Consider the following 26660-nt stretch of genomic DNA (forward strand, 5'->3'; position numbering starts at 1 on the left):
TATTACTCCCCTTTGCCAGCGGCGGCAGGAGCAGTACCGGCGGGCTTGGCGTTGGTGGCTTCCTTCGCTTCAACCGTGATGCCCGGCTTGATGAACTGCAAGCCTTCGGTGATCACACGGTCACCGGCATTCAGGCCTTTTTCCACCAGCCAGTAGGCACCAGCGGTACGGTTGGCCACCAGCACGCGCTGTTCAACCTTGTTGTCGGCAGTCACCACCAGCGCCGTCGGGATACCCTTGATGTCGCGGGTCACGCCCTGTTGAGGGGCGAGGATTGCCTTGCTGTTCACACCGGCCTGCAATTGCGCGTGGACAAACATGCCCGGCAGCAGGGTGTGGTCAGGGTTGGGGAACACGGCGCGCAGGGTTACCGAACCGGTGGTCTGGTCGACCGACACTTCGGAGAACTCCAGGCGGCCTTGCTGGCTGTATTCGCTGCCGTCTTCCAGGGTCAGCTTGACCATGGCCGCGTTTTCACCGGCTTTTTGCAGTTGGCCGCTTTCCAGGTCGCGACGCAGTTTCAGCATCTCGGTGGACGATTGCGTGACGTCGACGTAGATCGGGTCCAACTGCTGGATCACGGCCATGGCATCGGCCTGGCCATTGCTGACCAGTGCGCCTTCAGTGACCGAGGAGCGGCCGATACGCCCGGAAATCGGGGCGAATACCTTGGTGTAGCGCACGTTGATCTGGGCGCTCTGCAGGTTGGCTTCCGAGGTCATGCGGTTGGACACGGCGGTGTCGTATTCCTGGCGGCTGACGGCCTGCTCGTTGACCAGTTGCTTGTAGCGGTCGGCAATCGACTTGGTCTGCTGCAGGTTGGCCTGGGCGCTTTTCAGGGTGGCCTCATAGACCGACGGATCGATCTGATAGAGCTGCTGGCCTTCCTTGACGTCGCCGCCTTCCTTGAACAGGCGTTTGAGAATGATGCCGTTGACCTGCGGGCGCACTTCCGCGATGCGGAACGCAGTGGTGCGCCCCGGCAATTCGGAGGTCAGGGTATAGGCTTGAGGCTCGATGGTGACCACGCCGACCTGAGGGGTTTGAGCGGGCGGCGCCGCTTCTTCCTTTTTACATCCGCTGAGCAGCGATGCCAGGGCGACGGCAGTGACCAGAGCGGTAACAGCTGGCTTAAGTTGCATGAAGATCCTCGGGTCAGGCGCGCTTGATGCGCACAAGAAGTGTGGAAGGGTAAAAAACAGGCATTGAGTAGATAAGTAGCTTGCTAGGCAATATACTTACGTTCATGGTTGTTTGTAAACTCTTGACAGGCTTCGCGGATTCCTTACAAGGCAGCGCTGAAAGCCTCGATTCTATTACGTTCGGCGCCCATGAAGGTGTCGTCCCATAATTATTCAGAAGGTGGTCATCAACCACCGCTCGTGTCCTGATTGAGGTGTTACTGCCATGGTTCGTCGTACCAAAGAGGAAGCTCAGGAAACGCGTAGCCAAATACTTGAAGCCGCCGAGCAAGCCTTTTATGAGCGCGGCGTTGCGCGCACTACGTTGGCAGATATCGCGGCCAGGGCAGGGGTGACGCGGGGCGCGATCTATTGGCACTTCAGCAACAAGTCGGACCTGTTGCAGGCACTGCTCGACACGCTGCACGAACCGCTGGACGAATTGGCCAGGGCCAGTGAAAGCGAGGATGAGGTAGATCCGCTGGGCTGCATGCGCAAGCTGCTGATCCATCTTTTTCATCAGGTGGCCCTGGACCCGAAGACTCGGCGCATAAATGAGATCCTGTTCCATAAGTGCGAATTTACCGATGAAATGTGCGACATGCGCCGTCAGCGCCAGACCCACAGCCTTGAGTGCAACCTGCGCATCGGCCTGACGCTGCGCAATGCAGTCCACCGCGGGCAACTCCCGGAAAACCTCGACACCGCTCGCGGGGCGGTGTGCATTCACGCTTATATCAATGGGCTTATTGGCCAGTGGCTACTGGTGCCTGACAGCTTCGAGCTGTATCAGCAGGCCGAGCGTCTGGTGGATATAGGGCTGGACATGCTGCGCCTGAGCCCCGGCCTGCGCAATTGATACAAAATGCGTAATTACGTTCGTTTGTGTCAACAGTAAAGCCCAAGGACGGTCAATCGTCCTTCCGACTTATTTGTGGGGTGACTTTATATACGCGCTGGCGCCGGGTTGAAAGGTAGCCGGCTAAGTATTTTGTAGCGATATTGTTGCATTGCTGTGAAGGAGTGTTTCCTACAACGGATGGCTCACATAAAAAGCCCCGGCTCTCACGAACCGGGGCTTTTGCGTTTCTGCTTTTGTGTAGGAGCGAGCGTGCTCGCGAAGAACGTTAACGATAACGCAGTGCATCTGGTTTATTGCGGCGTTCTCAGGTTTTTCGCGAGCAAGCTCGCTCCTACAGTGGCAGGGTCGGGTAGTCGATGTAACCGACCGGGCCCTTGGCGTAGAAGGTCTGTGGGTTCGCTTCATTCAGCGGTGCATCGGCCTGGAGGCGCGCCGGCAGGTCCGGGTTGGCGATAAACGGTACGCCAAAGGCCACCGCATCCGCCTTGCCCGAAGCCAGCCAGGTGTTGGCGCTGTCCTTGGTGAAGCGCTCGTTGACGATGTACGGGCCACCGAACGCGGCTTTCAATTGTGGGCCCAGGCTGTCGCCGGCTTCCTTTTCCCGGGCGCAGATAAAGGCGATGCCACGCTTGCCCAGTTCACGGGCGACGTAGGTGAAGGTTTCTGCCAGGTTGTCATCGCCCATGTCGTGGAGATCGCCCCGCGGCGACAAATGCATGCCCACGCGGCCGGCGCCCCAGACTTCGATCACGGCGTCAGTTACTTCCAACAACAGCCGTGCACGGTTTTCCAGGGACCCGCCGTACTCGTCAGTGCGCTGGTTGGTACTGCTTTGCAGGAACTGGTCGAGCAGGTAACCGTTGGCGCCGTGCACTTCCACCCCATCAAAACCGGCAGCCTTGGCGTTTTCGGCACCCGTGCGGTAGGCGTCGACGATATCCGCGATTTCTGCGGTTTCCAGGGCGCGTGGGGTCGGGTAGTCCGCCAGTGGGCGCACCAGGCTGACATGGCCTGCCGGCTGGATGGCGCTCGGTGCCACCGGGGCTTCGCCGTCCAGGTAGGACGGGTGCGAGATACGCCCTACATGCCACAGCTGCAGGAAAATCTTGCCGCCTGCGCCATGCACGGCCTTGGTGATGTTGGTCCAGCCGCGCACCTGGTCGTTGGACCAGATGCCCGGGGTGTCCGGATAACCCACGCCCATCGGCGTCACCGAGGTGGCTTCGCTGAGGATCAGCCCGGCGGAGGCCCGCTGCACATAGTATTCAGCCATCAGCGCATTGGGTACGCGGCCGGCATCGGCACGGCAGCGGGTCAGTGGCGCCATGATGATGCGGTTGGACAGTTGCACATCGCCCAGTTTGATCGGATCGAAAATAGTCGTCATCGCAAACGCTCGTCTGTTCCAAGTGATTAATTAGTGGCCGGCGCCAGGTCGGCATCGCCGCTCTGGCGGAACGTGATCAGCGTGACCACCAGCGCCAGGATCGCCAGGGCTGCAGCCGCCAACGGCACGCTGGTCAGGCCGAAACCGTGGGCAATCACGCTGCCGCCAACCCAGGCGCCCAGCGCGTTGCCGATGTTGAAAGCGCCGATATTGAGGGTCGAGACCAGGTTGGGCGCGGCCTTGCCGAACGTCACCACGTTGATCTGCAGCGCCGGCACGGCGGCAAACGACGCGGTGGCCCAGAGGAACAGGGTGATTTCGGTGGGAATAATGGCGACGCTGGTCCAGGTCAAGGCGGTGGACACCACGGCCATGCTGATAAACACGCCGATCAGGGTGGCTGCCAGGCGCTTGTCCGCCAGCTTGCCGCCAATGATATTGCCCACGGTCAGGCCCAGGCCGATCAGCAGCAGGGTCCAGGTCACGCCTTTGGGCGAGATACCGGTTACATCCCCCAGCAGCGGCGCGACGTAAGTGAAGAGGGTGAACATCGAAGCGGCAAACAGCGCAGTCATGCTCAACGACAACCAGATGCCGGCACCCTTGAGGGCCGCCAGTTCGGCGCGCATGTCGAGTTTTTCTTCATCACGCTTGGCCGGCAGGAAGCGGATCAGGCCGATCAGCGCAATGACGCCAATCACCGTCACGGCCCAGAAGGTCGAGCGCCAGCCAGCTTCCTGGCCCAGCGCGGTGCCCAGGGGCACGCCGAGTACGTTGGCCAGGGTCAGGCCGGTAAACATCAGGGCCACCGCCGACGCGCGCTTGTTGGCCGGTACCAGGTTGGCGGCCACTACCGAGCCGATCCCGAAGAACGCGCCGTGGCACAGCGCGGTCACCACACGGGCAAACATCAGCACGTTGTAGTCACTGGCCAGGGCACAGAGCAGGTTGCCGATGATGAAAATGCCCATCAGCGCTACCAGGGCTGCCTTGCGCGGCAGCTTGGCGGTGGCCAGTGCCATGAACGGGGCACCGATGGCCACGCCCAGGGCGTAGCCGGTCACCAGCCAGCCGGCGCCTGGAATCGACACACCGAGGTCGGCCGCCACATCGGGCAACAGGCCCATGATGACGAATTCGGTGGTGCCGATGGCGAAGGCGCTTAGGGCCAGTATGAGTAGCGAGAGAGGCATCGAGGGGTCCTTTACAGCGGGGGGCTGAGTTCTTCGGTGATGGCTTGGATAAACGCTTGGATCACGTCTTCATTGCGGCGGAAAAAGTGCCATTGCCCGGCTTTCTGGCTGCTGATCAAGCCTGCGCGTTGCAGGGTGGCCAGGTGTGCCGACACGGTGGATTGCGACAGGCCGCAGCGCTGGTCGATCTGGCCGGCGCAGATGCCGTACTCGTGGTTGTGCACTTGCTCGGGGAACTGCACTTTCGGGTCTTTCAGCCAGTTGAGAATGTCTCGCCGTACTGGGTGTGCCAGGGCTTTTATTATTTCGTCGAGGTCAATGGACATGGCAGGGCTCGGTGTTGGTAAAACGTTATATCGCGATGAGGCGAACTTTAAATCGCTATATCCCGATATACCAATACGATTTTGATCTTGTTACCAGATAAATCGGTATATCGGGTTATAACGATACGTTGATGGCAGTGCTAAACTGCGCGCCATGAATTATCTCGCACATCTGCACCTTGGCGGCCAACTTCCTGCACAACTGCTGGGCAGCCTCTATGGCGATTTCGTCAAAGGCCGCCTACAGGGCCAGTACAGCCCGCAAATCGAGGCAGCAATCCAACTGCATCGCTCGATCGACCGCTTTACCGACAGCCATCCACTGGTCGGGCAGGCATTGTCACGCTTCACCCTGACCCGGCGGCGCTATGCGGGGATCGTCCTCGACGTGTTCTTCGACCATTGCCTGGCGCGGGATTGGGCCCAGTATGCCGACCAGCCGCTGGAGCGCTTTACCTCGCAGGTGTACCAGGTGCTGGCGGCAGAGCCGCAGTTACCGGGGCGCCTGGCGCAGATTGCGCCGTATATGGCGGCCGATGACTGGCTGGGCTCCTACCGCGAGTTCGCGGTGATGGAGCAAGTGCTGCGGGGGATTTCCCGGCGCTTGAGCCAACCCCAGGAACTGGGGCAGGCGATGCAGGAACTGCGGCTGTTGTATGAGCCGTTGAGCGAGGACTTCCGGGTGTTCTACCCCCAGTTGCAGGCGTTCTCGAACAATCACTTGGCAATACAGCTCTAAATGTGGGAGCGGGCTTGCTCGCGAAGGCGGTGTATCAGTCAACCTATCCATCACTGACCCACCGCCTTCGCGAGCAAGCCCGCTCCCACACTTGGAACGCTGTTCGCTTCAGGCCGCGTACGCGGGGCGAACCGGCAGTTGCTCGCTTTGCGGCACCGGCCCGAACAACGCCTTGTGCACCGCCTGCTGCGCCTGATACGCCAGCGCTGCACGCTCCTGGCCGGCGCAGGCAATCGGCTTGAGCAGATGAATCTCAACGTCGCCCTGATCATTGGCAAACAGGCGCATCAGGTGCGAGAGCAAATCATCATCACCAATAAACGGTGCGAGCGGATCGATCTGCCCATCGCGCAAATACCGGATAGCCACCGGTTGCAGCGCTACATCGGCATCAATCGCACTGGCCAGTAGCCGGCCATGGAAGGTGCGCAGGCTGCGGCCATCGGTGGTGGTGCCTTCAGGGAACATCAGCAGCGGGTGTTTTTGCTGCAGATGACGGGTCATCTGCTTGCGGATCAATTGGCTGTCACCCGAGCCACGGCGGATAAACAGACTGCCGGCCTTGGCCGCCAGCCAACCGGCCACCGGCCAGGTACGCACCTCGGCCTTGGACAGAAACGACAGCGGCGTCACCATGCCCAGCAGCGGGATGTCGGTCCAGGACACATGGTTGCTGACCCACAGCATCGGCTGTTGCGGCATTTCGCCATGCACGCTCACGCGAAAGGGCAGGGCATTGCTCAAGCGCGCCATGAAAAACCGCGACCAGCGCTGGCGCCGCACCATGGAGTTGGCAACCCCCAGGCGCTCGAACAGACCAAACACTCCGGCCATGCTCAAGCCCAGGCTTACCACCAGCAGCACGCGGGCGATCCGCCCGTAGACCCGCAGGCGCCCCATCACATGGCCGCCTTGAAGTGGCGGGCATAACGCGGGCACAACTCGTCGCGCTTGAGCAGGATGAACACGTCAGCCACCTGGAAATCCTCGTCCCAGCATGGCTCACCGCAGATCTTCGCGCCCAGGCGCATGTAGGCCTTGAGCAGCGGCGGCATTTCGGCGATGACGTTGGACGGCAGGTCCAGGCTCGGCAGCGGTTTTTTCGGTTCGGCGCGCAGGTGTTCGTTGCACAGGTAGCGTTCGCGCAGGCGCTGCATGATTGCGTGGGCCTGGATGCCACCGTCGTGCATCGGGATGCTGGCGCAGCCCATCAGGTAGCTGTAGCCGCCCTGGTTGAGCACTTCGGCCAGTTCGCCCCACAGCACCGCGATGGTGCCGCCGTTGCGGTAGGCCGGGTCGACGCAGGTACGACCGATCTCCAGGATCGGCCCTTGCAGATGCAACAGGCCGTGGAGGCTGAATTCTTCTTCGCTGTAGAACCGGCCCAAGGTGCTGGCCGCCTGGTGATCCAGCAGCCGGGTAGTGGCAACCAGTCGCCCGGTGTTCAAGTCCCGTACGCCAATGTGGCTGCAGTGAACATCATAGTCATCCATGTCCAGGCCCAGCTCCGCGCCTTTCAGCTTGGCATTGAACTCGCCGCTGAAAACGGTGAAACGCAGGGCCTGGGCTTCCTGCAAAGCCTGGGCGCCGATCAGGCGTTCGGCTTGCAGACGGCGTTCATTGCCGGTGTCACTGATGCGGGCGATCTGAGTCATGGCGAGTCTCCAGGTGCCGGCCAGGGTTGCGGCCAGTCGACTTTGTTGTGCAAAGTCAGGCTATGTACCCCCGGTGTCATCTCCATGAATCTACGGTGACGCTTAGATGACAGCCCCCAAGGAGCCCTCCATGCCCTGGCACGCTTTGCTCGATCGACCCGACCGACTGCCCGTCCACGCCAACCTGGCCGAGGGCTACAGCGTTTTATTGCAACGCCTGGGGCAGGTGACGCCCTTCGAATTGGCAACCCAGGGTGCGCGCCTGATGGCCACGCCCGGCCTGGCGTTTCTGGTGGGTTATCAAGCAGCTTTGCGCGCGTTATGGCCCAGCGCGCCCCACAGCCTGGGCGCCTTGTGTGCGACCGAACAGCGCAGCCTGCGCCCAGTGGACATGCAAACGCGCCTGGACGACTTGCGCCTGAGCGGGCGCAAGGACTTCGTCACCGCCGGCGATGCCGCCGACTGGCTATTGATCGCCGCGCGTTGCGAGGCCGCCGATGAAAAACCGCGCCTGAGCCTGGCAGTGGTGCTGGCCGGCGAACCCGGCGTACGCGTCGAGCCCTTGCCCGCGATCCCGTTGATGCCCGATATCAGCCACGGGCGCGTCCACCTCGACCATGCCGCCTGCGAGCGTTTGCCAGGGGATGGTTGGGACGACTACGTCAAACCCTTCCGCACGCTGGAAGACACCTATGTCTTGAGCGCGATGACCGCCTGGCTGCATGGCATCGGCCAGGAGTGTGATTGGCCCCAGACCCTGCGTTTGCAGTTATTGGCGTTGCTGGCCGGCTGCGCCGAAGTCATTCGCCAGCCCACGGCCTCGGCGGCAGGGCATGTGTTGTTGGGGGGATTGTTTGCGCAGTTCGAGGCGCTGAAGCCGCAGGTCAATGAGGCGATGGCTGCTGGGCAGTGGGCCGCTATGTGGCAGCGCGACCAAGCCGTGCTGGACCTTGCCGCCAGCGCCCGGGCCAAGCGCCTGGAAAAAGCCCTGAACCCATCCCCTTGAGCTTATGTGGCGAGCCCGCTCGCCACGACAGCTTTAGCTGCTTGGGTTTATGCGGCGCGGCAAACCGATGGCCTGTCGCCAAACCGTCATTTATCTGCATTAGGCTCGCGGGTTTGAATGCCCCCGAGTGCTTGTCCATGGTCAAAGGCCTGCTGTGCGTCGCCATGCTGCTGTTCACCGCTACCGCACACGCCCAGGCCTGGCCGGCGAAGGATTGGTCCCAGGGCGCGCAATTGACCGGCCCCGCCGTGAAGGCCCTGGAGGACTATGCCTTCCCGGCCCGCAATGACCTCACCCGCCAAGGCATCCGCACCGACGCGTTGCTGGTGATCCGTGACGGCGAAGTCATTTATGAACGCTACGCCGCGCCCACTACCGCCAGCACGCCGCACCTGACCTGGTCCATCAGCAAAAGCCTGATGGCCACGGTATTGGGCGTTGCCTACGGCGAAAACCGCTTCAAGCTCAGCGACCCAGTCGCGCGTTTCTATCCGCCGATGAAGCAACACCCGAGCATCACCCTGGCGCACCTACTGAACTGGACCTCGGGCCTGGACTGGCAGGAAGACTACGAATACGCGCCGCTGAAATCCTCGGTGGTGGCCATGCTCTACACCCGTGGTCATACCGATATGGCGGAGTTTGCCGCCGACACTCCTACCTTCGCTGCAGCGGGCCAGGCGTTTCGCTACTCCAGCGGCGACAGCAATCTGGCGTCCGCCGCCCTCAAGGGCATGCTTGGCCATAAGGCGTATGTCGATTACCCGTGGACCGCGCTGTTCACGCCCTTGGGAATTGGCAGCGCCACCTGGGAAAGTGACGCCAATGAAACCTTTGTCGCCTCGTCCTATGCCTATATGACTGCCCGCGATCTGGCGCGCATTGGCTTGTTGATGGCGCGGGACGGGCGCTGGGGCGAGCGGCAATTGCTGCCCAAGGCGTGGGTCGACTTCAATCGCCAACCCCTGGCGCAGTACATCGCGGGCCAGGACGAAGCGGTGCCCGGCGGCCACTGGTGGCTCAACCGTCAAGTGCAGGGCGCTGCCCGGCCCTGGCCGGATGCGCCCGACGATACCTTCGCGGCCCTGGGCCACTGGGGCCAGGCGTTGTATGTGTTGCCCCAGGCAAGGTTGGTGATCGTGCGCTATGGCGATGACCGCGATGGCAGCTATCGCCACAATGAACTGCTCAAGCGCGTGCTTGCGGCGGTGCAGCCATGATCCGTCGTCGGCCGTTTATCAGCCTGTTTCTCCTGTTGTTGCTCGCGGTGCTGGGTTGGACCTGGCACGAGCGCGTCAACCTGCAAGCCTTCCCCGACATCATTGCCGCCTACACCGCCAAGGAGTACTGCTCGTGCCGGTATGTGGCGGGCAACCCGGCTGACTATTGCCTGGGCTATGTGAAGCAATACATCCCCACCAGCGCCTTTGCCGATCACCCGGATACGCGCCTGGTCACCGCCAGTGGCCTGGGCCGCAGCCACAGCGCCCAATGGCTGGGTGAGCGCCAGGGCTGTCGCCTGCTGCCCTGAGGTTCCACAGGGTGGAACCACCTTTGATTGTCCTCGCACGCCCATCGCGGTTATCTGTGGCGGTGCCACAAAAAAGAACGGGAATACCCGCCTGCGAGGAGAGTCACCATGAGCCCACACCAGCACATCCTGGATTGGCTGAGCGATGTCGCCAGCGACCTGCACGCCGTGCGCCAGGATATCCACGCCCACCCCGAACTGGGGTTTGAAGAAAACCGCACCTCGGCCTTGGTCGCCCAATCCCTGAAAAACTGGGGTTATGAAGTGCATACCGGCATCGGCCAGACCGGCGTGGTCGGCGTGCTGCGCAATGGCAGCAGCTCGCGCACCCTGGGGATTCGGGCCGACATGGACGCCTTGCCGATCATCGAAAACACCGGCGTCGCCTACAGCAGCCAACACGCCGGCTGCATGCATGCCTGCGGTCACGATGGTCACACCACCATGCTGCTGGGCGCCGCGCGTTACCTGGCGGCGACGCGTCAGTTCGACGGCACCCTCAACCTGATTTTCCAGCCGGCCGAAGAAGGCCAGGGCGGCGCCGAAGCGATGCTCGCCGATGGCTTGCTGGAGCGCTTCCCCTGTGACGCGCTGTTCGGCATGCACAACATGCCCGGCTTGCCTGCCGGCCACCTGGGCCTGCGGACCGGGCCGATGATGGCTTCCCAGGACCTGCTTACCGTGACCCTCGAAGGTGTCGGCGGCCACGGCTCCATGCCGCACCTGACCATCGACCCGCTGGTCGCCGCCGCCAGTACGGTCATGGCCTTGCAGACGGTAGTGGCGCGCAACATCAATGCCCAGGAAGCGGCGGTGGTCACGGTCGGTGCCCTGCAAGCGGGGCAAGCGGCCAACGTGATCCCCCAGCAGGCCGTATTGCGCCTGAGCCTGCGCGCCCTCAATGCACCGGTGCGCGAGCAGATGCTGGAGCGGGTCAAGGCGATCATCCAGACCCAGGCCGAGAGCTTTGGCTGTACCGCGCAGATCGAACATCGCCCGGCCTATCCGGTACTGGTCAACCATGGCGACGAAACCGAGTTCGCCCGCCAGGTCGGCATTGCCTTGCTCGGTGAAGCGGCGGTCGACGCCAATACACCCAAGCTGATGGGCAGCGAAGACTTCGCCTGGATGCTCCAGCGCTGCCCCGGCAGCTACCTGTTTATCGGCAACGGCGTGTCGCGGCCGATGGTCCACAACCCCGCCTATGACTTCAACGACGAGATCCTGCTGACCGGTGCCGCCTACTGGGGTGCCTTGGCCGAGAGCTGGCTCAAACCGGCCTGAACCCCCTGCCTTTTTCCTGCCGCTGGACCTTTTGCTCAACAGGTTGAATGGAGTGTTCTCATGCAGACTTCAATAAAAGGCGTGTCCCGCACCCGGCAAGTGGTAGCGGCGGTGGTCGGCAACGCGCTGGAGTGGTACGACTTCATCGTCTACGGCTTTCTGGCCAGCATCATCGCCCGGCAGTTCTTCCCCTCGGACGACGAGTACGCCTCGCTGTTGATGGCCCTGGCCACCTTCGGCGTGGGTTTCTTCATGCGCCCGGTGGGCGGCATCCTGCTGGGCATGTACGCCGACCGCAAAGGCCGCAAGGCCGCCATGCAACTGATTATCCGCTTGATGACCGTGTCTATCGCGCTGATCGTATTTGCCCCCAACTACGCCGCCATCGGCATGGGCGCGCCGCTGTTGATCGTGGTGGCGCGCATGCTCCAGGGCTTTGCCACGGGCGGTGAATATGCCAGCGCCACGGCGTTCCTGGTGGAAAGCGCGCCGGCCCATCGCAAGGGCCTGTACGGCTCCTGGCAATTGGTCGGGCAGTGCCTGGCGGTGTTTGGCGGCGCGGCGATGGTCGCGTTGGTCACGCACTTTTTTACTCCAGAAACCCTCGACTTATGGGGCTGGCGCCTGCCGTTTGTGTTCGGCCTGCTGATCGGCCCGGTGGGCTTGTGGATTCGCCGGCATATGGAAGACCCGGAGGAATTTATCGAGGCGCGCAAACAGGCCACCGGCCCGGCGCCGAGCCTGATGACGGTGCTGCGTGAGCATCGGCGCAGCATCCTGGTGAGCATGGGCCTGGCCTGTGGTGCGACGGTGTCGTTCTACGTGGTGCTGGTGAATATGCCGACCTTCGCCCACAAGAACCTGGGCCTGCCCCTGGACCAGGTATTGATGGTGCAGATGTTCGCCGTGGCGCTGATGACCGTGGTGATTCCGCTGTCTGGCCTGCTGTCCGATCGCCTGGGGCGGCGGCCGGTGTTGATGGGCTTCACCCTGGCGTTTTTCGTGATGGTTTACCCGCTGTACGTGTGGGTCGCGGCGGCGCCGTCCATTGAGCGGTTGCTGGTGATGCAAGTGATGTTGTGCATCGCCATCGGCGGCTTCTTCGGCCCGGCGCCGACGGCCCTGGCCGAGCAGTTTCCCATCGAGGTGCGCTCCACCGGGGTGTCAGTGGCGTACAACGTGGCGGTGATGGTGTTTGGTGGCTTTGCTCCGCTGATCGTCACCTGGCTAAGCAAAGAGCTGGGCACCCCGGTGGCCCCGGCGTTTTATGTGCTGTTCGCTTGCGTCCTGACGCTGCTGGGCACTTACTGCATGCATGAGGCGCCGAGGGCCGCAGCACCGGCGCGCTTTACCAAGGGAGTGAAACCTTGAACATTGTTGAGCTCGATGCAATTGCGTTGTCCCAGGCGATCCACGCCCGGCAGGTGTCGTGTCACGACGTGATGCAGGCTTATCTGGCGCAGATTGCGCGTTTCAACCCGTCGGTCAATGCCCTGGTGTCGTTGCGCGACGAAGAGCACGTGCTGGCCGAGGCCCGGGCCTGTGATCGGGAGCTGGACCAGGGCCGCTCCCGTGGCTGGATGCATGGCATGCCCCAGGCGATCAAGGATCTGGCGGCAACCAAGGGTTTGCGCACGACCATGGGCTCGCCACTGTTCGCCGAACAGGTGCCCGCTGAAGACGCCATCGCCGTGGCGCGGGTACGGGCCAGTGGCGCGATTATCATCGGCAAGAGCAATGTGCCTGAATTCGGCCTGGGCTCGCAGACCTACAACAGCGTGTTCGGCACCACCGGCAATGCCTACGACCCCGCCTTGGTGGCCGGCGGCAGCAGCGGCGGGGCGGCGGTAGCCTTGGCGCTGCGCATGCTGCCGGTGGCCGACGGCAGCGACATGATGGGCTCGCTGCGCAACCCGGCGGCGTTCAATAACGTGTTTGGCCTGCGCCCGTCCCAGGGCCGCGTGCCCCATGGGCCGGCGCCGGAGCTGTTTGTCCAGCAGTTGGCCACCGAAGGCCCGATGGGCCGCAGCGTGGCGGATGTGGCGCGGTTGTTGAGCATCCAGGCGGGCTTCGATGCGCGGGTGCCGTTGTCGCTCAAGGACGATCCGAGCGTATTCGGCGCGCCGCTGGCCCGCGACTTCAAGGGCGCGCGCCTGGGGTGGCTGGGGGATTACAACGGCTATCTGCCGATGGACGATGGCGTGCTTGGCCTGTGTGAATCAGCCCTCGGCGATTTCAGTGCGTTGGGCTGCGAAGTGGAAGGCTGCCAGCCGGACTTTTCCATGGAGCGCCTGTGGCACACCTGGCTGGTGCATCGTCATTGGCTGGTGCAGGGCGCGCTGGGGGCGGCGTATGCCGACCCGCAAAAACGTGGGTTGCTCAAGCTGGAAGCGCAGTGGGAAGTGGAGGGCGGCCTGCAGCTGAGCGCAGCGGATGTGTATCAGGCCTCGTTGGCGCGCAGCGAGTGGTACCGCGCCCTGGCCAAGTTGTTCGAGCGTTACGATTTTCTGCTGTTGCCCAGTGCCCAAGTGTTCCCTTTCGATGCACAACAGCACTGGCCGCGCGTCGTTGGAGGGCGAACCATGGATACCTATCACCGCTGGATGGAGGTAGTGATCGGCCCGACATTGGCCGGCCTGCCGAGCATGAGTGTGCCGGTGGGCTTCAACCTTCAAGGCTTGCCCATGGGCCTGCAAATCATCGGCCCGGCCCAGGCGGATCGCGCCGTACTGCAACTGGCCTACGCCCATGAGCAACTGACGCATTGGGTCCAGCGCCGCCCTCCGCAATGCTTGAGGGCGAACGCCTGAGGGGAGGGCGGCCTGTATCTTGCTGTGAAATTCGATCATCCATCAGCAACCGGGAGATCAGCCATGGGCAGCAACGCCGACACGGGGACTGTGCGTTCAGTGGAGCGGGCACTGGCCATCATTGAGTTGCTCGGCGAGCACCAGGCCCTGGGGCTTGAGGAGCTGCATTACCTGACGCGCCTGCCCAAGGCCACGGTGTCGCGGATGTTGCTGACCTTGCAGGAGCAGGGCTGGATCTACCGTGGCCTGAGCGACCGGCGTTATCGCATCAGCGCCCAGCGTTTGTTCGGCGATACCCAGCAACGTTTCAAGCGCCGCCTGGTGGAGTGTGCGGCGCCGTGGTTGCTGGAACTCAGCGAGCGCACCGGGTTGGTGGCGGACTTGTCGAACTTCGACGGCGAGCGCCTGGAAGTCATGGAAAGCGCGATCCCCACGGTGCTGCGCAAGCTCTACCCCAACAACTGCCAGATCGTCGGCCAGCATGCCAGCCTGTTCCATTCGGCCATGGGCAAGGCGTGCCTGGCCGAGTTGGCGGCGGATGAAGTCCAGCGCCTGGCCAGCCGCGAGCATGTGCCGGCCGACGATCAGTACCGTGCGTGCGAGCAATCCCAGCATCAGGGGTTTGGCCAGCGTACCGAAGGGTACTGGGAGTATCCGGTGCGCTTGCCGTTCCTGATCCGCGCGGTGGCGCTGCCAGTGCGGGCCAATGGGCGGCTGGTGGGGAGCATGGCGTTGCATTGGCCGATGCACCAGGCGCCGGTGGAACGGGTGTTGAGTCTGCATCTGGCTAGCCTGGAGGCGACCGTGCAAGGCGTGCAGCACGCATTGGCCTGATGCCGGATCGGGCTTGTGTGGGAGCGGGCTTGCCCGCGATAGCGGTGGGTCAGTCAACTATCTATTAACTGACCCTCTGCTATCGCGGGCAAGCCCGCTCCCACATTTAAATTGCCGGGGCCGTTAGATTGCGTGCGGCAAGCCGGCCAGTTAATGTTCGAGCAGGTTTTTCTCCGCGCGAGTGTTTAATGTTCAACGTATCCGTCTTCAAACCCCTGGCCTTCCTGCTACTGGCCGCCATCGCCGTGCCTGTGCAGGCCGCCTGGTACCTGGATAACGAATCCTCAAGGCTGTCGTTCGTCACCACCAAAAACACTGACCTGTCTGAAGTCCAGCGCTTCCTGGTGCTGCACGGCAAGGTCGACGACAAAGGCGCGGCACAGTTGGAAGTCGAGCTGGAGTCGGTCAACAGCGGCATCCCGCTGCGCGACGAGCGCATGCGCAACGACCTGTTCCAGATCAAGACCCACCCCGATGCGCTGATCAACGCACAAATCAACCTGCAACCTATCAACGACCTGGCCACCGGCGCGCAGTTGGAGTTGCGCCTGCCGCTCTCGGTCACCCTGCATGGCAAGACCCAGACCTACAACGCCGAACTGCTGGCGACACGCCTGGATGACCGGCGTTTCCAGGTGGTGACCCTGGAGCCGCTGGTGTTGCACGCCAAGGATTTTGACTTGCTCTCTGGCGTAGAGACTTTGCGCAAGGCTGCCGGGCTGGACGCGATCAGCCTGTCGGTGCCGGTGGGTGCGGTGCTGATTTTCACGGCGCGCTGACATGAGCGGCGCGGTGTTCCCCTGGCGCAGCGCCAACCGCTTCGAATTGCTGATCGACGGCCCGAACTTTTTCCCGCAGATGCTGGTGGCGATCGCCCGCGCCGAACGCCAGGTGGAGCTTGAGCTGTATCTGGTGGAGGCGGGTGCCTGTGCCGAGCAGATGGTCAAGGCGCTGGTGCATGCGGCCGAGCGTGGGGTCCAGGTGCGCTGCCTGTTCGATGACTACGGCAGCCTGGCATTTACCCTGGGCCTGCGGCGCCGCTTGACCGATGCCGGGGTGGAGCTGCGCTTCTACAACCGCCTGCGCTGGCGCCGTTGGATGCGCAACCTCTACCGCGACCACCGCAAGCTGCTGCTGGTCGACCAGAGCATCGCCGTGGTGGGCGGCACCGGGGTCACCGATGAGTTCTGGACGCCCGGGCAGGACACCTGTGAGTGGCACGAAGTCATGGTGCAAATCAGCGGCCCGCTGGTGCTCGACTGGCAAGCCCTGTTCGACCGCCAGTGGCGGGTCAACGACCACCGCCGTGCCTGGAAGCCGGCCACGCATTTTGGTTTGCCGCGCCTGCCCAAAGTACCGGCGACCGGCCCGGGCCTGGGGCGGGTGGCGTATGCCGACGCGGGCCAACATCGGGACATTTTGCAATCGCTGATCCGCGCCCTGAACAGCGGCCAGCGCCGTATCTGGCTGGCCACGCCGTACTTCTTGCCCACCTGGGGGGTACGCCGGGCCCTGCGCCGTGCGGCCGGGCGCGGTGTGGATGTACGCCTGCTGCTGACCGGGCCGCGCACCGACCATCCTTCGGTGCGCTACGCCGGGCACCGTTATTACCCGCGCCTGCTCAAGTCCGGGGTGCAGATCTTCGAATATCAGCCCTGTTTCCTGCACCTGAAGATGGTGCTGGTGGACGATTGGGTGAGCATCGGCTCGTGCAATTTCGATCACTGGAACCTGCGTTTCAACCTGGAGGCCAACCTGGAAGCCTTGGATCCGGAGTTGACGCTGGCGGTGGCGGGCAGCTTCGAGCGCGATTTTGCCCAGAGCCAGGCGGTTAGCCTGGAGGCATGGAAGGCCCGGCCATTGTGGCGGCGGGTCAAACAGCGGGTGTGGGGCTGGATTGATCGGTTGGTGGTCAACCTGCTGGATCGAAGAGGTTAGGGAGCACACCGCCAATCCAATGTAGGAGCTGGCTTGCCTGCGATGGCGGCACCTCGGTCTATCAGTGCCACCGAGGTGTTGCCATCGCAGGCAAGCCAGCTCCTACATACCGCTTCAAATCACAGCAGTTCGAAACTCTGCTGCTGCACGTCCTGAGAGTCCAGGCCGATCTGCACATTGAACTGGCCAGGTTCGGCCGCGAACTTGAGCTGGGTGTTGTAGAACTTCAAGTCATCCTCGGTAATGCTGAAGTGCACCACCTTCGATTCGCCGGCCTTGAGCAGGATCTTCTGGAAGTTCTTCAGTTCCTTGATCGGGCGGATCATCGAGCCGGCCACGTCCTGGATGTACAACTGCACCACGGTTTCGCCATCCACCTTGCCGGTGTTTTTCAGGGTGACACTGGCGTCGAGCTTGCCGGTCTTGTTCAGGGTGGTGGACGACAGCGCCATGTCCGACAGGCTGAAGCGGGTGTAGCTCAGGCCATAACCAAACGGATACAGCGGGCCTGTGGTGTCATCGAAGTACTGCGAGGTGTAGTTGCCCGGTTTGCCCGGCGTGAACGGCCGGCCAATGGTCAGGTGGTTGTAGTAGGTCGGAATCTGCCCCACGGAGCGTGGGAAGGTGATCGGCAGCTTGCCCGAGGGGTTGTAGTCACCGAACAGCACGTCGGCAATCGCATTGCCGCCTTCGGTACCGGCGAACCAGGTTTCCAGGATCGCATCGGCCTGCTGACTCTCTTCGAGGATCGACAGCGGCCGGCCGTTCATCAGCACCAGGACCAGCGGCTTGCCCGTGGCTTTCAAGGCCGTGATCAGGTCGCGCTGGCTTTGCGGGATGTTCAGGTCGGTACGGCTCGATGACTCGTGGGACATGCCACGGGACTCGCCTACGGCAGCCACCACCACATCGGCGTTTTTCGCGGCCTTGACCGCTTCGTCGATCAGCACCTGGGCCGAGCGCGGATCATCCACCACTTCCGGGGCATCGAAATTGAGGAAGTTGAGGTAGTCCACCACCGCCTTGTCGCTGGTGATGTTGGCGCCACGGGCGTAGATCACTTTGCCCTGTTCACCGATCACCGCGTTCATGCCGTCCAGCAGGGTCACCGATTGCGCAGGTTTACCGGCGGCGGCCCAACTGCCCATCATGTCGATGGGCGCCTTGGCCAGCGGGCCGACCAGGGCGATGGTCGCGGATTTCTTCAGGGGCAGGGTGTCGTTCTGGTTTTTCAGCAACACCAGGCTGCGCCGCGCAACGTCGCGGGCTTCGCTGCGGTGCAGGCGACTTTCGGCATAGGTATCGGCCGGATCGTCTTCGGCCTTGCCGATACGCAGGTACGGGTCGGCAAACAGGCCCATGTCGTACTTGGCACCGAGTACTTCACGCACGGCGTTGTCGATGTCCTTTTGCTCGATCTCGCCGGATTTCAGCAGCCCTGGCAATTCCTTGCCGTAGAGCTGGTCGTTCATGCTCATGTCGATGCCGGCCTTGATCGCCAGCTTGGCTGCTTCGCGGCCGTCCTTGGCGACGCCGTGCTTGATCAGTTCGAAGATCGCACCGTGGTCGCTCACGGTCAGGCCCTTGAAACCCCACTCCTTGCGCAGCAGGTCGTTCATCAGCCAGGTGTTGGCGGTGGCGGGCACGCCGTTGATCGAGTTCAACGCCACCATCACGCCGCCGGCGCCGGCCTTGATCGCGGCGTGGTAGGGCGGCAGGTAGTCCTGGTACATCTTGACCGGGCTCATGTCGACCACGTTGTAGTCGCGCCCGCCTTCCACCGCGCCGTACAGGGCGAAGTGCTTTACGCTGGCCATGATGCTGTCGGCCTGGGCCGGGCTCGGGCCCTGGAAGGCCTTGACCATCACTTCGCTGATGCGCGACACCAGGTAGGTGTCTTCGCCGAAACCTTCGGAGGTGCGGCCCCAGCGGGCGTCGCGGGAGATATCGACCATCGGCGCGAAGGTGATGTCGAGGCTGTCTGCCGCCGCTTCTTTAGCGGCAATGCGCCCGGAGCGGCCGATGGCGTCCATGTCCCAGCTCGAGGCAAGGGCCAGGCTGATCGGGAAAATGGTGCGGTGGCCGTGGATCACGTCATAGGCGAAGAACATCGGGATCTTCAAGCGGCTGCGCATGGCCGCGTCCTGCATCGGACGGTTTTCCGGGCGGGTGATGGAGTTGAACGTGCCACCAATGCGCCCGGCGGCGATTTCCTTGCGGATCATCTCGCGCGGCATTTCCGGGCCGATGCTGATCAGGCGCAATTGGCCGATCTTTTCATCCAGGGTCATCTGCCCGAGCAGGTCGCTGACGAACGCGTCCTTGTCCTTAAGCGCAGCGGGCTTGGTCTCGGCAACGACGGAGTGACTGGCCAGAGTGGCAACAAGGCCCAGCAAACACAGCTTTTTCATGAATATCCTTTTTCGGCGTACTGCGCAGCGTCACGTAAACACTGCTCGGCCAAAATGTGGGGAGCGACTATTGTTGTTCGGGTGTTGTGTGGGTAAATACCGCACACTTGCGGGCTCTTTATGAACTATCCATAAAGAAGGGCATCTTTTAGCTGATTGGCTCGCTGTAATCCAGTAGTGGCGGATTATGCCCCAAGCGCGTGATGTATAGGGTCAGTCGTCAAATTCCATAAGGTTGGTCAGGAGACACACCATGCAAGCAGCACAGACTATTCGATGGGGCTGGAAAGCCGCGGCCCTGCTACTGATCAGCAGCGTGCTGAGCGGTTGCGGCATCAACAAGATCCCGACCCTGGACGAACAGGTCAAGGCGGCCTGGGCCCAGGTGCAGAACCAGTATCAACGGCGCGCCGACCTGATCCCCAATCTGGTGGAAGTGGTCAAGGGCTACGCGGCCCATGAGCAGGACACTCTCACCGCCGTGATCGAAGCGCGCGCCAAGGCGACCTCGATCCAGGTCGATGCCAGCACCCTCGACAACCCGGAAAAACTCAAGCAGTTCCAGCAAGCCCAGGAAGGCCTGAGCGGTGCCCTCAGCCGCCTGATGGTGGTGTCTGAACGCTATCCGGACCTCAAGGCCAACCAGAACTTCCTGGCCCTGCAATCGCAGCTTGAAGGCACCGAAAACCGCATCAGCGTGGCCCGTCGCGACTTTATCGCCGCCGTGCAGGCCTTCAACACCGAGATCCGCACGTTCCCAGGCCGCCTGTGGCACAGCGTGATGTACAGCGACTTGCCGGTGCGCGCCAACTTCGAGGCCACCAGTGCCGATGCCGATAAAGCGCCACAAGTGAAATTCTGATGACCCTGCGTGCTGGGTGGCTGGCGGCGCTGCTGCTGGCCGTGAGCCTGACTGCCCAGGCGGCGCCGGATTTTCCGGCGCTGACCGGACGGGTGGTCGACAACGCGCAGATGATCGACCCGCCGGTGCGTGCGCAACTGAGCCAGCAATTGCAGGCGCTGGAGCAGACCAGCGGCGACCAGATCGTGGTGGTCACGGTGCCCGACCTGCAAGGCCTGCCCATTGAAGACTTCGGTTATCAACTGGGTCGGCACTGGGGCATCGGCCAGAAGGGCAAGGACAACGGTGCGCTGTTGATCGTGGCTCGCGACGAGCGCCAGTTGCGCATCGAAGTGGGCTACGGCCTGGAAGGCGTACTTACCGATGCGCAGTCGTGGGTCATCATCAACCAGGTGATTGCGCCCAAGTTCAAGGCGGGCAATTTCACCCAGGGCATCAGCGACGGCGTGGCCGCCATGATCCAGGTGGTTGGTGGCGAGCCGCTGGCCGTGCCGGCCCATGTGGCTGATCCCAACTTCGCCAAGGACAACCCGGTATTCTCCATCGGCTTGTTCATTCTGTTGCTGGTGGTGTTGTGGCTGTGCAACCGCATGGGCCTGCCGGTAGGCGCCATTTTGCTGGCGATTCTCAGCAGCAGTGGGCGCGGTGGCGGCGGTGGCGGGGGCGGTGGCTTCAGGGGCGGCGGTGGCGGTTTTGGCGGCGGCGGGGCTTCGGGTGGCTGGTAATGACAATAACTAAAGAGCATCTACAACCATGGCTTTACTGACAGAACACGAGCAGCGCCAAGTGGCCGAAGCGATCGCCAGGGTCGAGCAACAGACCGACGCCGAACTGGTGACCGTGCTGGCCGCCCGCGCCGACGACTACGCCTACATCCCGCTGCTGTGGGCCAGCGTGGTGGCGTTGGTGGTGCCGGGGATCGTGCATTACCTGTCGGGCTGGTTGACCATGCACACGCTGCTGCTGGCGCAATGGGCGACGTTCATTGTGCTGTGCCTGGTGTTCCGCCTGCCGGCCATCACCACCCGCCTGATCCCGCGCTCGGTGCGGCATTGGCGCGCGTCGAACCTGGCACGCCGGCAGTTCCTGGAGCAGAACCTGCACCACACCCTGGGCAGCACCGGGGTACTGATTTTTGTCAGCGAGGCCGAGCGTTACGTGGAGATCCTGGTGGATGACGGGATTTCCCAGCGCCTGGATGACAGCAGTTGGGATGCCATCGTCAAGACGTTTACCCAGCAGGTGAAACAGGGGCAGACGTTGACCGGGTTTATCACCTGCATCGAGGCCTGTGGCGAACTGCTCAAGGTGCATGTGCCCCAGACCCACACCCGTAACGAACTGCCCAACCGCCTGATCGTCCTCAAGTAACCGGTGGGGGCTGCCGTCTGTGGGAGCTGGCTTGCCTGCGATAGCATCACCTCGGTGTGACTGACACACCGAGGTGCCCGCATCGCAGGCAAGCCAGCTCCCACACAAGCCAGCCCCCACATTTTGAATTGTGCTGACCGTTGGGCAAATTACTCCGTGCCCTGAGCCCCCATCCCCCCTAAAATGCCTGGCATTCCCTGCCCGAGGCGTTTTTGTTCATGTCTGTCACCCCTAAACCTGCCACCCCCGCGCCGGATCATCACGCCCAGTTCATCGAACTGCTGCGCGCAAGCCTTGAGCAGAATGCCTTTATCAAGCTGGTGCTGGCCAAGTACGTGGGTGAAGAAGCCGAGTTGCAACGCCTGATCATCAAGCCGGTGACGGTCAAGGAGCAGGCGTGCCTGTCTTTTGTCTATCGCTACAAGACCCGTGATATCACCAAGAATTTCCCCCTCGAAGACGGCGTCGCGACGCTTGCCGCGCTGTTGCCAGCCTCGTTCAAGAACGCCCATCTGCTGTCATTGACCGACGAGGCGCAGCTGGAATACAGCAAGAAGAACAAAAGCTCGCTGTTCAAGAGCAAACCCCAGCAACTGCGTGAAGCACCGTCGGCCGAACACAACCGCGAGAAAAACCGCTTCCTTGACCTGACGCGGCCGTTTCTCGCCGACCTGGGCGTGACCAACGCCAAGCACGAGCTGATCCCGGCGATGTCGCGCAAGTGGAAGCAGATCAACAAGTTCATCGAGGTGTTCAGCCATGCGCTGACCTCATCCCCCTTGCAACTGGACCGGCCAGTGCGGGTCGCGGATTTTGGTTCGGGCAAGGGCTACCTGACGTTCGCCATCCACGACTACCTGCGCAACACCCTCAAGGCCGACGGCCAGGTGACGGGCGTGGAGTTGCGCGAAGACATGGTCACCCTGTGCAACAACGCCGCCGCTCGCCTGGAACACCCGGGGCTGGTGTTCAAGTGCGGTGATGTGCGCAGCGTGGCGCCCAGCGAGCTGGACGTGATGATCGCCCTGCATGCCTGCGACATCGCCACCGACTATGCGATTCATACCGGCATCCGCTCCGGGGCGTCGATCATCATGTGCTCGCCGTGCTGCCACAAACAGATCCGCTTGCAGATCCAGAGCCCGGCGCTGCTCAAGCCGATGCTGCAATATGGCCTGCACCTGGGCCAGCAGGCGGAAATGGTCACCGACAGCCTGCGCGCGTTGTTCCTGGAAGCCTGTGGCTATGAGACCAAGGTGTTCGAGTTCATCTCCCTGGACCACACCAACAAGAACAAGATGATTTTGGCGGTCAAGCGTGCCGAGCCTTCGGATAACGCGCAGTTGCTGGAGAAAATCCGCGAATTGAAGGCGTTCTACCAGATCAGCGAGCACTGCCTGGAAACCCTGCTACGCGCCGATAGCTACCTGCCCTGAGCACCACGCAGAACCAAAAATGTGGGAGCGGGCTTGCTCGCGAAAGCGCTGGGTCAGTCGCCGTATGTATTGACTGACCCAGCGCTATCGCGGGCAAGCCCGCTCCCAGATTTAGAGTGTATGCGGCTTGGCCGGCTGCACAGCCGTCTTGCGCCCCAGCATCACCGTCACGATCACCCCGCAGGCAAACAGCCACGTAATCGGCTCGATGTGCTCGCCAAAAAACAGCGCGGAAAAGGCGATGGTGAAGAAGATCTGCAGCAGCTGGATCTGGCTGACCCGCGCGATTCCGCCCATGGCCAGCCCGGCGTACCAGGCAAAGAACCCCAGGAACTGCGAAAACAGCGAGACGTAGCCAAACGCCCACCAGGTGCGGGCCGAAATCGCGCCTTCGTGTTGCAGCGCCAGGTACGCCACCGGCCCGATCAACAGTGGCGTCGACAGCACCAGCGCCCAGCAGATCACCTGCCAGCCGCCCATCTCCTTGGCCAACCGGCCGCCTTCGGCATAGCCCAGGCCACCCACGGCAATTGCCCCAAGCATCAGCAAATCACCGGCCTGGATGCTACCGGCGCCGCTGATCAGCGCATAACCAAGCACCAACGCACTGCCCAGCGCCGCGCAGGCCCAGAAGGCTTTTGACGGCCGTTCATGGGACAACCACGCCGCATACAACGCCACGCACAGAGGTTGCAGGCCGTTGACCAGGGCGCCGTGGGAGGCGGGCAGGGTTTGCATGGCCCAGGCCGACAACACCGGGAAGCCGAGGATCACCCCGGCAATCACCAGGCTCAGGCCGCGTACCTGGCGCCAGGTCGGCCAGGCTTCGCGACGCCACAGCAACAGCAAGGCTGCCGGCACCGCCGCGAACAACGCGCGGCCCAGGCCATTGAGCAAAGGATGGATTTCCTGCACCACGATGCGGGTAAAGGGCAGGGTCAGGCTGAAGATGATGACGCCGAGCAGGCCTAAGGCCATGCCGGTGTTTTCGCGCGAGTTCATGGGAACAACCGGATCGAATGGGCAGGAGGATGCTGCCCATCTAGCCACAAAGCCCGCACGGCGCGGGCTTACAGCTGGGTGCAGATTGAACCGTACAGTTCCTGTAGGAGCCGGCTTGCCGGCGATGGCGCCGGTAAAAACAACGCTCGCCACAACAGGCCTGTCTGCTTGGATTTATGCGTTTCGGCAAGCCGGCTCCTACAGGGTTAGAAGAACCGCGTTACGCTGATCTTGGCATTGCGTCCGACGCTGGTGGCGCTGTCGCCACTCAAGGCCGGCATGTAGCTGCGGTTGAACAGGTTGTCGACGGTGAAGTTGACTTCGGTGCCCTTGAGGTACGGCTGTTGCGGTGTCCATTTGGCGAACAGGCCCTGGGTGTCGTAGCTGGCGTTGGGGTACTGGTCGTAGAAGCTGTCGCCGAAGCCGCTGTTCAGGCCGCTTGAATATTTGTCGCTGGGCAGGCGATCGGTCTTGCGCACGAACTGGCCTTGCCAACCCACTTGTGCGTCCCAGGCAGGAATCTTGGTGCCCAGCATCGCGACCCATTTGGCCGGTGGAATGTCACGGGCCCACACGTGGATGTCGGTCGCCCACGGGTTGGTGTAGGGATTTTCGCGCTTGCCGGTGGCCCACGAGTAGCTCAGGGAGCCGAACAGGTAGGTCGAGTCGTAGTAGCCTTCGAGCTCGAAGCCTTTGATGGTCATGCTGCCGACGTTGCGGTAATTGGTCTTCGACGCCATGTCGGTGCAGACCTTGGCGATGGAGCCTTCCATGTAGTTCTGTTGCTGGCAGCCGAGGCCGGTGGCCTTGAAAATTTCGTCTTCGATCTTGTTGTGGAACAACGTGCTGCGCAGTTGCAGGCTGTCGCCGCTGGCAATCACGTTGGCGAAGTTGGTGATGTTGCCCACGGTGATGGCAGTGATGCGTTCCGGGTCGAGGTTGCGGCTGGTGGAGGTGCGGCTGCCCAGGCCCTGGACTTCGTATTGTTCGTCGATCACCGGCGCGCGCCAGGTCTTGCTCCAGTTGGCGAACATCACCACGTCCGGGGTGACCTTCCAGAACGCTGCCAGGCGCGGCGACCAGCCGGCATAGGTGCGGTCGCTGTAGTCGTGGCCGAAGGCCGGGTCGGGGTTGCTGTAGTACGGCGCGTCGTTGGCTTTGCCACGGTTGACCACGTGGTCATACCGCAGGGATGGGGTGATGGTCACGTCGCCCAGGGTTACGGCGTCCTGGATGTAGAACGCATGGGTGTCGACCTTGCCGTGGGGCATGAACGCCGGTTGGAAATGCCCGTAGTTGTACTCAGGCGTGTCGTACTTTTCACCGGGCATCCAGCTTTCGGTATCGCGGATGTGCTTGCGGATCTGCACGCCGGTGGTCAAGGCATGGTCCAGCGGGCCCGTGTTGAAGAGGCTGATGTTGCGTAGTTCGAGAATCTTGTCGGTGTAGGCGGTGTCCATCTTGCGCCCGCCCGTGGATAAGCTCGTCACGGCCGTGGCATCGCGTGTGTCGGTCTGGTCGGTGTTGGACTCCGAATAGCTGAGCTTCATGTCGATCAGCGGGTTACCCAGGGGCTGGTATTCGTACTTGCCCGACCAAGTGGTATCGACGGTGTGGCGGTTGGCCAGGAACCGTCTGACGGCAGCGTCATAGCCATAGCGGTCGATATCGGCCTTGCGCGGTGGCGATGGGTAACTCCTGGCCGAAAACGGCGTCCAGCGTTCGCTGTTGGCCCGGGAGTAGGAGAAACCGAGGCTGTGCTCATCGGTGAGGTACATGTTCAGTTTGAACAGTTGACCGTCCACATCTTGTGCGCTGTTGGGCAGGCGCTGCGGGTTGATCGGGTAGTCCTTGCTGTCGTAGTCGCGCTTGTCGGCCAGCTTCATGTCGCCGCCGTCGCGCTTGGTCAGGTAGGCCAGGGCGTCGATGCGGCCGTCATCGGTGCGGCCATACACGGCACCGCTGTAGACCTGTTCGTGGTCGTTGCTGGCATACCCATACTTGAGCATCGCACCGCTGTTGCGTCCGTCCTTGAGCAGGTCCGGCGCATCCTTGGTGACCATGTTGACCGTACCACCGAAGCCTCCGTTGCCGGTGAAGGCCGAGTGCGGGCCTTTTTCCACCTCGACGCTCTTGATCATCTCGGGCTCGATAAACACGGTCCCTTGCTGATAGCGCTCGAAACCGCTTTTGGCCGCGCCATCGACGGTCATCGGCACGTCTTCAGCCTCGCCCATCCCGCGAATGTTGATGATCTGTCCGCCAGGCTTCATCGAGCCGCCCATGGTCACGCCCGGCAGCGTCTGCACCAGGCTGGCGATGTTGTTGGGTTGCAGGCGGTCGATATCGGCCTGGGACAGGGTCGAGCGTCCAACGGTGCTGGCATCGACTTGATTGCCGGTACCGATCACGCTCAAGGCGTCCAACTGCACGCTGGTGCTGTTGGTGGTGCGGCTTTCTTCGGGGCGCACGACATAGGTGCTGCCGACTTTGATCAGGGTGAATTCGCCGGTCTTGAGCAGGGTGCGGATCGCTACTTCGGGGGTGTAATCACCGTTGATCGCGGGCGCCTGGACATCTTTCAGCAGGTCCTCATCGAACAGCAGCTGGATTTTCGCCTGTTGCGCCACCTGGCTCAGGGATGTGGCCAGCGGTTGGGCCGGCAGTTGCAGTTTGAGCGACTCGGCCTGGGCCGTGAGGCTGACGGCCAGGCAGGCGGCGATGAGTGTCGGTCGAAGAGACAGGTGCAGGGCAAGGCAAGGCGCGCGAAACATGAAATCCCCCAAGGCGGCTAAATAGCCAAAAAAGGCATGCGTATCAAACGCAGACCGG

General features: G+C 62.5%; 24 protein-coding genes and 1 pseudogene. 16 read left to right on the plus strand and 9 right to left on the minus strand.

Translation table 11 applies throughout. From position 1 onward, the window contains the following. Positions 1–2: 2 nt before the first annotated feature. Entirely contained in the window at positions 3–1142 is a 1140-nt protein-coding gene (locus tag GDV60_RS07180) for an efflux RND transporter periplasmic adaptor subunit (protein WP_159906721.1), read from the minus strand. Between the two features lie 265 nt (positions 1143–1407). On the opposite strand from GDV60_RS07180, the gene GDV60_RS07185 reads away from it, so the two are divergent. Then, the gene (locus GDV60_RS07185) at positions 1408–2040 is read left to right on the plus strand and encodes a TetR family transcriptional regulator (RefSeq protein ID WP_029297045.1); all 633 of its coding nucleotides are present in this window, start codon (positions 1408–1410) and stop codon (positions 2038–2040) included. Between the two features lie 252 nt (positions 2041–2292). Then, positions 2293–2382: pseudogene (locus GDV60_RS26755) on the plus strand (outer membrane lipoprotein carrier protein LolA); the annotation flags it as partial. Here the strand turns inward: GDV60_RS26755 and GDV60_RS07190 are convergent. From GDV60_RS07190 to GDV60_RS07200, 3 genes are read right to left on the minus strand one after another with little or no spacing between them, the layout of a single operon-like run. Beyond that, entirely contained in the window at positions 2375–3430 is a 1056-nt protein-coding gene (locus GDV60_RS07190; RefSeq protein ID WP_154906440.1) for an alkene reductase, read from the minus strand. The pseudogene GDV60_RS26755 and the gene GDV60_RS07190 overlap by 8 nt on opposite strands. A gap of 26 nt (positions 3431–3456) precedes the next feature. Next, a complete protein-coding gene (locus GDV60_RS07195) occupies positions 3457–4623 on the minus strand; it encodes an MFS transporter (protein WP_032858023.1) in 1167 nt (388 codons plus the stop codon). A gap of 11 nt (positions 4624–4634) precedes the next feature. Next, complete coding sequence (locus tag GDV60_RS07200) at positions 4635–4949, minus strand: helix-turn-helix transcriptional regulator (RefSeq protein WP_029297039.1); 315 nt, start codon at positions 4947–4949, stop codon at positions 4635–4637. Between the two features lie 154 nt (positions 4950–5103). On the opposite strand from GDV60_RS07200, the gene GDV60_RS07205 reads away from it, so the two are divergent. Next, entirely contained in the window at positions 5104–5688 is a 585-nt protein-coding gene (locus GDV60_RS07205) for an ACP phosphodiesterase (protein WP_092234135.1), read from the plus strand. A gap of 108 nt (positions 5689–5796) precedes the next feature. Here the strand turns inward: GDV60_RS07205 and GDV60_RS07210 are convergent, their stop codons facing one another. Then, positions 5797–6588 (minus strand): lysophospholipid acyltransferase family protein, encoded by a 792-nt coding sequence (locus tag GDV60_RS07210; RefSeq protein WP_092234138.1) that lies wholly within the window; start codon positions 6586–6588, stop codon positions 5797–5799. Next, positions 6588–7343: an L-ornithine N(alpha)-acyltransferase gene (olsB, locus tag GDV60_RS07215; protein ID WP_029297033.1), complete on the minus strand. Its 756-nt coding sequence runs from the start codon at positions 7341–7343 to the stop codon at positions 6588–6590. The genes GDV60_RS07210 and olsB overlap by 1 nt, the downstream gene beginning before the upstream one ends. Before the next feature lie 130 nt (positions 7344–7473). Here olsB and GDV60_RS07220 point away from each other — a divergent pair, with 130 nt between their 5' ends. From GDV60_RS07220 to GDV60_RS07260, 9 genes are all read left to right on the plus strand, one after another. Next, the gene (locus tag GDV60_RS07220) at positions 7474–8349 is read left to right on the plus strand and encodes an acyl-CoA dehydrogenase family protein (RefSeq protein ID WP_159906723.1); all 876 of its coding nucleotides are present in this window, start codon (positions 7474–7476) and stop codon (positions 8347–8349) included. 137 nt (positions 8350–8486) lie between these two features. Next, positions 8487–9569, plus strand: coding sequence for a serine hydrolase (locus tag GDV60_RS07225; protein ID WP_159906725.1), 1083 nt, complete (start codon positions 8487–8489; stop codon positions 9567–9569). After that, on the plus strand, positions 9566–9880 hold the full coding sequence (locus GDV60_RS07230; protein WP_029297027.1) for a hypothetical protein: 315 nt from the start codon (positions 9566–9568) through the stop codon (positions 9878–9880). Before GDV60_RS07225 ends, GDV60_RS07230 begins: the two co-directional genes overlap by 4 nt. Before the next feature lie 108 nt (positions 9881–9988). Next, a complete protein-coding gene (locus GDV60_RS07235) occupies positions 9989–11164 on the plus strand; it encodes a M20 aminoacylase family protein (RefSeq protein ID WP_104911752.1) in 1176 nt (391 codons plus the stop codon). Between the two features lie 60 nt (positions 11165–11224). Beyond that, positions 11225–12535 (plus strand): citrate-proton symporter, encoded by a 1311-nt coding sequence (locus GDV60_RS07240; protein WP_029297023.1) that lies wholly within the window; start codon positions 11225–11227, stop codon positions 12533–12535. Next, positions 12532–13974, plus strand: coding sequence for an amidase (locus GDV60_RS07245; protein WP_159906727.1), 1443 nt, complete (start codon positions 12532–12534; stop codon positions 13972–13974). Before GDV60_RS07240 ends, GDV60_RS07245 begins: the two co-directional genes overlap by 4 nt. 63 nt (positions 13975–14037) lie before the next feature. Beyond that, positions 14038–14808 carry an IclR family transcriptional regulator gene (locus tag GDV60_RS07250; RefSeq protein ID WP_029297019.1) on the plus strand — a complete coding sequence of 257 codons (771 nt, stop codon included), beginning with the start codon at positions 14038–14040 and terminating at the stop codon, positions 14806–14808. 188 nt (positions 14809–14996) lie between these two features. Then, positions 14997–15587, plus strand: coding sequence for a YceI family protein (locus GDV60_RS07255; protein ID WP_159906729.1), 591 nt, complete (start codon positions 14997–14999; stop codon positions 15585–15587). Position 15588: 1 nt separating this feature from the next. Then, positions 15589–16746, plus strand: coding sequence for a phosphatidylserine/phosphatidylglycerophosphate/cardiolipin synthase family protein (locus GDV60_RS07260; RefSeq protein ID WP_092234153.1), 1158 nt, complete (start codon positions 15589–15591; stop codon positions 16744–16746). Positions 16747–16865: 119 nt separating this feature from the next. On the opposite strand, the gene bglX is transcribed toward GDV60_RS07260, so the two are convergent. Continuing rightward, complete coding sequence (bglX, locus tag GDV60_RS07265; protein WP_070995788.1) at positions 16866–19157, minus strand: beta-glucosidase BglX; 2292 nt, start codon at positions 19155–19157, stop codon at positions 16866–16868. 253 nt (positions 19158–19410) lie between these two features. On the opposite strand from bglX, the gene GDV60_RS07270 reads away from it, so the two are divergent. The 4 genes from GDV60_RS07270 to GDV60_RS07285 all read left to right on the plus strand — a co-directional run bounded on the left by GDV60_RS07270 (position 19411) and on the right by GDV60_RS07285 (position 22826). Beyond that, positions 19411–20019, plus strand: a complete 609-nt coding sequence (locus GDV60_RS07270; protein ID WP_029297013.1) for a LemA family protein — start codon at positions 19411–19413, stop codon at positions 20017–20019. Beyond that, positions 20016–20744 carry a YgcG family protein gene (locus tag GDV60_RS07275; protein WP_371923397.1) on the plus strand — a complete coding sequence of 243 codons (729 nt, stop codon included), beginning with the start codon at positions 20016–20018 and terminating at the stop codon, positions 20742–20744. Before GDV60_RS07270 ends, GDV60_RS07275 begins: the two co-directional genes overlap by 4 nt. Before the next feature lie 28 nt (positions 20745–20772). Further along, a complete protein-coding gene (locus GDV60_RS07280; RefSeq protein ID WP_029299129.1) occupies positions 20773–21390 on the plus strand; it encodes a TPM domain-containing protein in 618 nt (205 codons plus the stop codon). Between the two features lie 218 nt (positions 21391–21608). Next, positions 21609–22826, plus strand: coding sequence for an SAM-dependent methyltransferase (locus GDV60_RS07285; RefSeq protein ID WP_159906731.1), 1218 nt, complete (start codon positions 21609–21611; stop codon positions 22824–22826). 111 nt (positions 22827–22937) lie between these two features. Here the strand turns inward: GDV60_RS07285 and GDV60_RS07290 are convergent, their stop codons facing one another. Together GDV60_RS07290 and GDV60_RS07295 are read right to left on the minus strand one after the other, a co-directional pair. Next, positions 22938–23828: a DMT family transporter gene (locus tag GDV60_RS07290; RefSeq protein WP_070995791.1), complete on the minus strand. Its 891-nt coding sequence runs from the start codon at positions 23826–23828 to the stop codon at positions 22938–22940. 206 nt (positions 23829–24034) lie between these two features. Beyond that, the gene (locus GDV60_RS07295; protein WP_159906733.1) at positions 24035–26602 is read right to left on the minus strand and encodes a TonB-dependent receptor; all 2568 of its coding nucleotides are present in this window, start codon (positions 26600–26602) and stop codon (positions 24035–24037) included. Between the last annotated feature and the right edge of the window lie 58 nt (positions 26603–26660).

Source organism: Pseudomonas sp. DTU12.1, from assembly GCF_009873475.1.
In the GTDB taxonomy this organism is placed as follows: Bacteria; Pseudomonadota; Gammaproteobacteria; order Pseudomonadales; family Pseudomonadaceae; genus Aquipseudomonas; species Aquipseudomonas proteolytica.

Excerpts from the sequence above, each read along its gene's own strand:
- GDV60_RS07180 (WP_159906721.1), bottom strand. The coding sequence starts at position 1,142 with ATGCAACTTAAGCCAGCTGTTACCGCTCTGGTCACTGCCGTCGCCCTG.
- GDV60_RS07185 (WP_029297045.1), top strand. The coding sequence starts at position 1,408 with ATGGTTCGTCGTACCAAAGAGGAAGCTCAGGAAACGCGTAGCCAAATA.
- GDV60_RS07190 (WP_154906440.1), bottom strand. The coding sequence starts at position 3,430 with ATGACGACTATTTTCGATCCGATCAAACTGGGCGATGTGCAACTGTCC.
- GDV60_RS07195 (WP_032858023.1), bottom strand. The coding sequence starts at position 4,623 with ATGCCTCTCTCGCTACTCATACTGGCCCTAAGCGCCTTCGCCATCGGC.
- GDV60_RS07200 (WP_029297039.1), bottom strand. The coding sequence starts at position 4,949 with ATGTCCATTGACCTCGACGAAATAATAAAAGCCCTGGCACACCCAGTA.
- GDV60_RS07205 (WP_092234135.1), top strand. The coding sequence starts at position 5,104 with ATGAATTATCTCGCACATCTGCACCTTGGCGGCCAACTTCCTGCACAA.
- GDV60_RS07210 (WP_092234138.1), bottom strand. The coding sequence starts at position 6,588 with ATGGGGCGCCTGCGGGTCTACGGGCGGATCGCCCGCGTGCTGCTGGTG.
- olsB (WP_029297033.1), bottom strand. The coding sequence starts at position 7,343 with ATGACTCAGATCGCCCGCATCAGTGACACCGGCAATGAACGCCGTCTG.
- GDV60_RS07220 (WP_159906723.1), top strand. The coding sequence starts at position 7,474 with ATGCCCTGGCACGCTTTGCTCGATCGACCCGACCGACTGCCCGTCCAC.
- GDV60_RS07225 (WP_159906725.1), top strand. The coding sequence starts at position 8,487 with ATGGTCAAAGGCCTGCTGTGCGTCGCCATGCTGCTGTTCACCGCTACC.
- GDV60_RS07230 (WP_029297027.1), top strand. The coding sequence starts at position 9,566 with ATGATCCGTCGTCGGCCGTTTATCAGCCTGTTTCTCCTGTTGTTGCTC.
- GDV60_RS07235 (WP_104911752.1), top strand. The coding sequence starts at position 9,989 with ATGAGCCCACACCAGCACATCCTGGATTGGCTGAGCGATGTCGCCAGC.
- GDV60_RS07240 (WP_029297023.1), top strand. The coding sequence starts at position 11,225 with ATGCAGACTTCAATAAAAGGCGTGTCCCGCACCCGGCAAGTGGTAGCG.
- GDV60_RS07250 (WP_029297019.1), top strand. The coding sequence starts at position 14,038 with ATGGGCAGCAACGCCGACACGGGGACTGTGCGTTCAGTGGAGCGGGCA.
- GDV60_RS07255 (WP_159906729.1), top strand. The coding sequence starts at position 14,997 with ATGTTCAACGTATCCGTCTTCAAACCCCTGGCCTTCCTGCTACTGGCC.
- GDV60_RS07260 (WP_092234153.1), top strand. The coding sequence starts at position 15,589 with ATGAGCGGCGCGGTGTTCCCCTGGCGCAGCGCCAACCGCTTCGAATTG.
- bglX (WP_070995788.1), bottom strand. The coding sequence starts at position 19,157 with ATGAAAAAGCTGTGTTTGCTGGGCCTTGTTGCCACTCTGGCCAGTCAC.
- GDV60_RS07270 (WP_029297013.1), top strand. The coding sequence starts at position 19,411 with ATGCAAGCAGCACAGACTATTCGATGGGGCTGGAAAGCCGCGGCCCTG.
- GDV60_RS07280 (WP_029299129.1), top strand. The coding sequence starts at position 20,773 with ATGGCTTTACTGACAGAACACGAGCAGCGCCAAGTGGCCGAAGCGATC.
- GDV60_RS07285 (WP_159906731.1), top strand. The coding sequence starts at position 21,609 with ATGTCTGTCACCCCTAAACCTGCCACCCCCGCGCCGGATCATCACGCC.
- GDV60_RS07290 (WP_070995791.1), bottom strand. The coding sequence starts at position 23,828 with ATGAACTCGCGCGAAAACACCGGCATGGCCTTAGGCCTGCTCGGCGTC.
- GDV60_RS07295 (WP_159906733.1), bottom strand. The coding sequence starts at position 26,602 with ATGTTTCGCGCGCCTTGCCTTGCCCTGCACCTGTCTCTTCGACCGACA.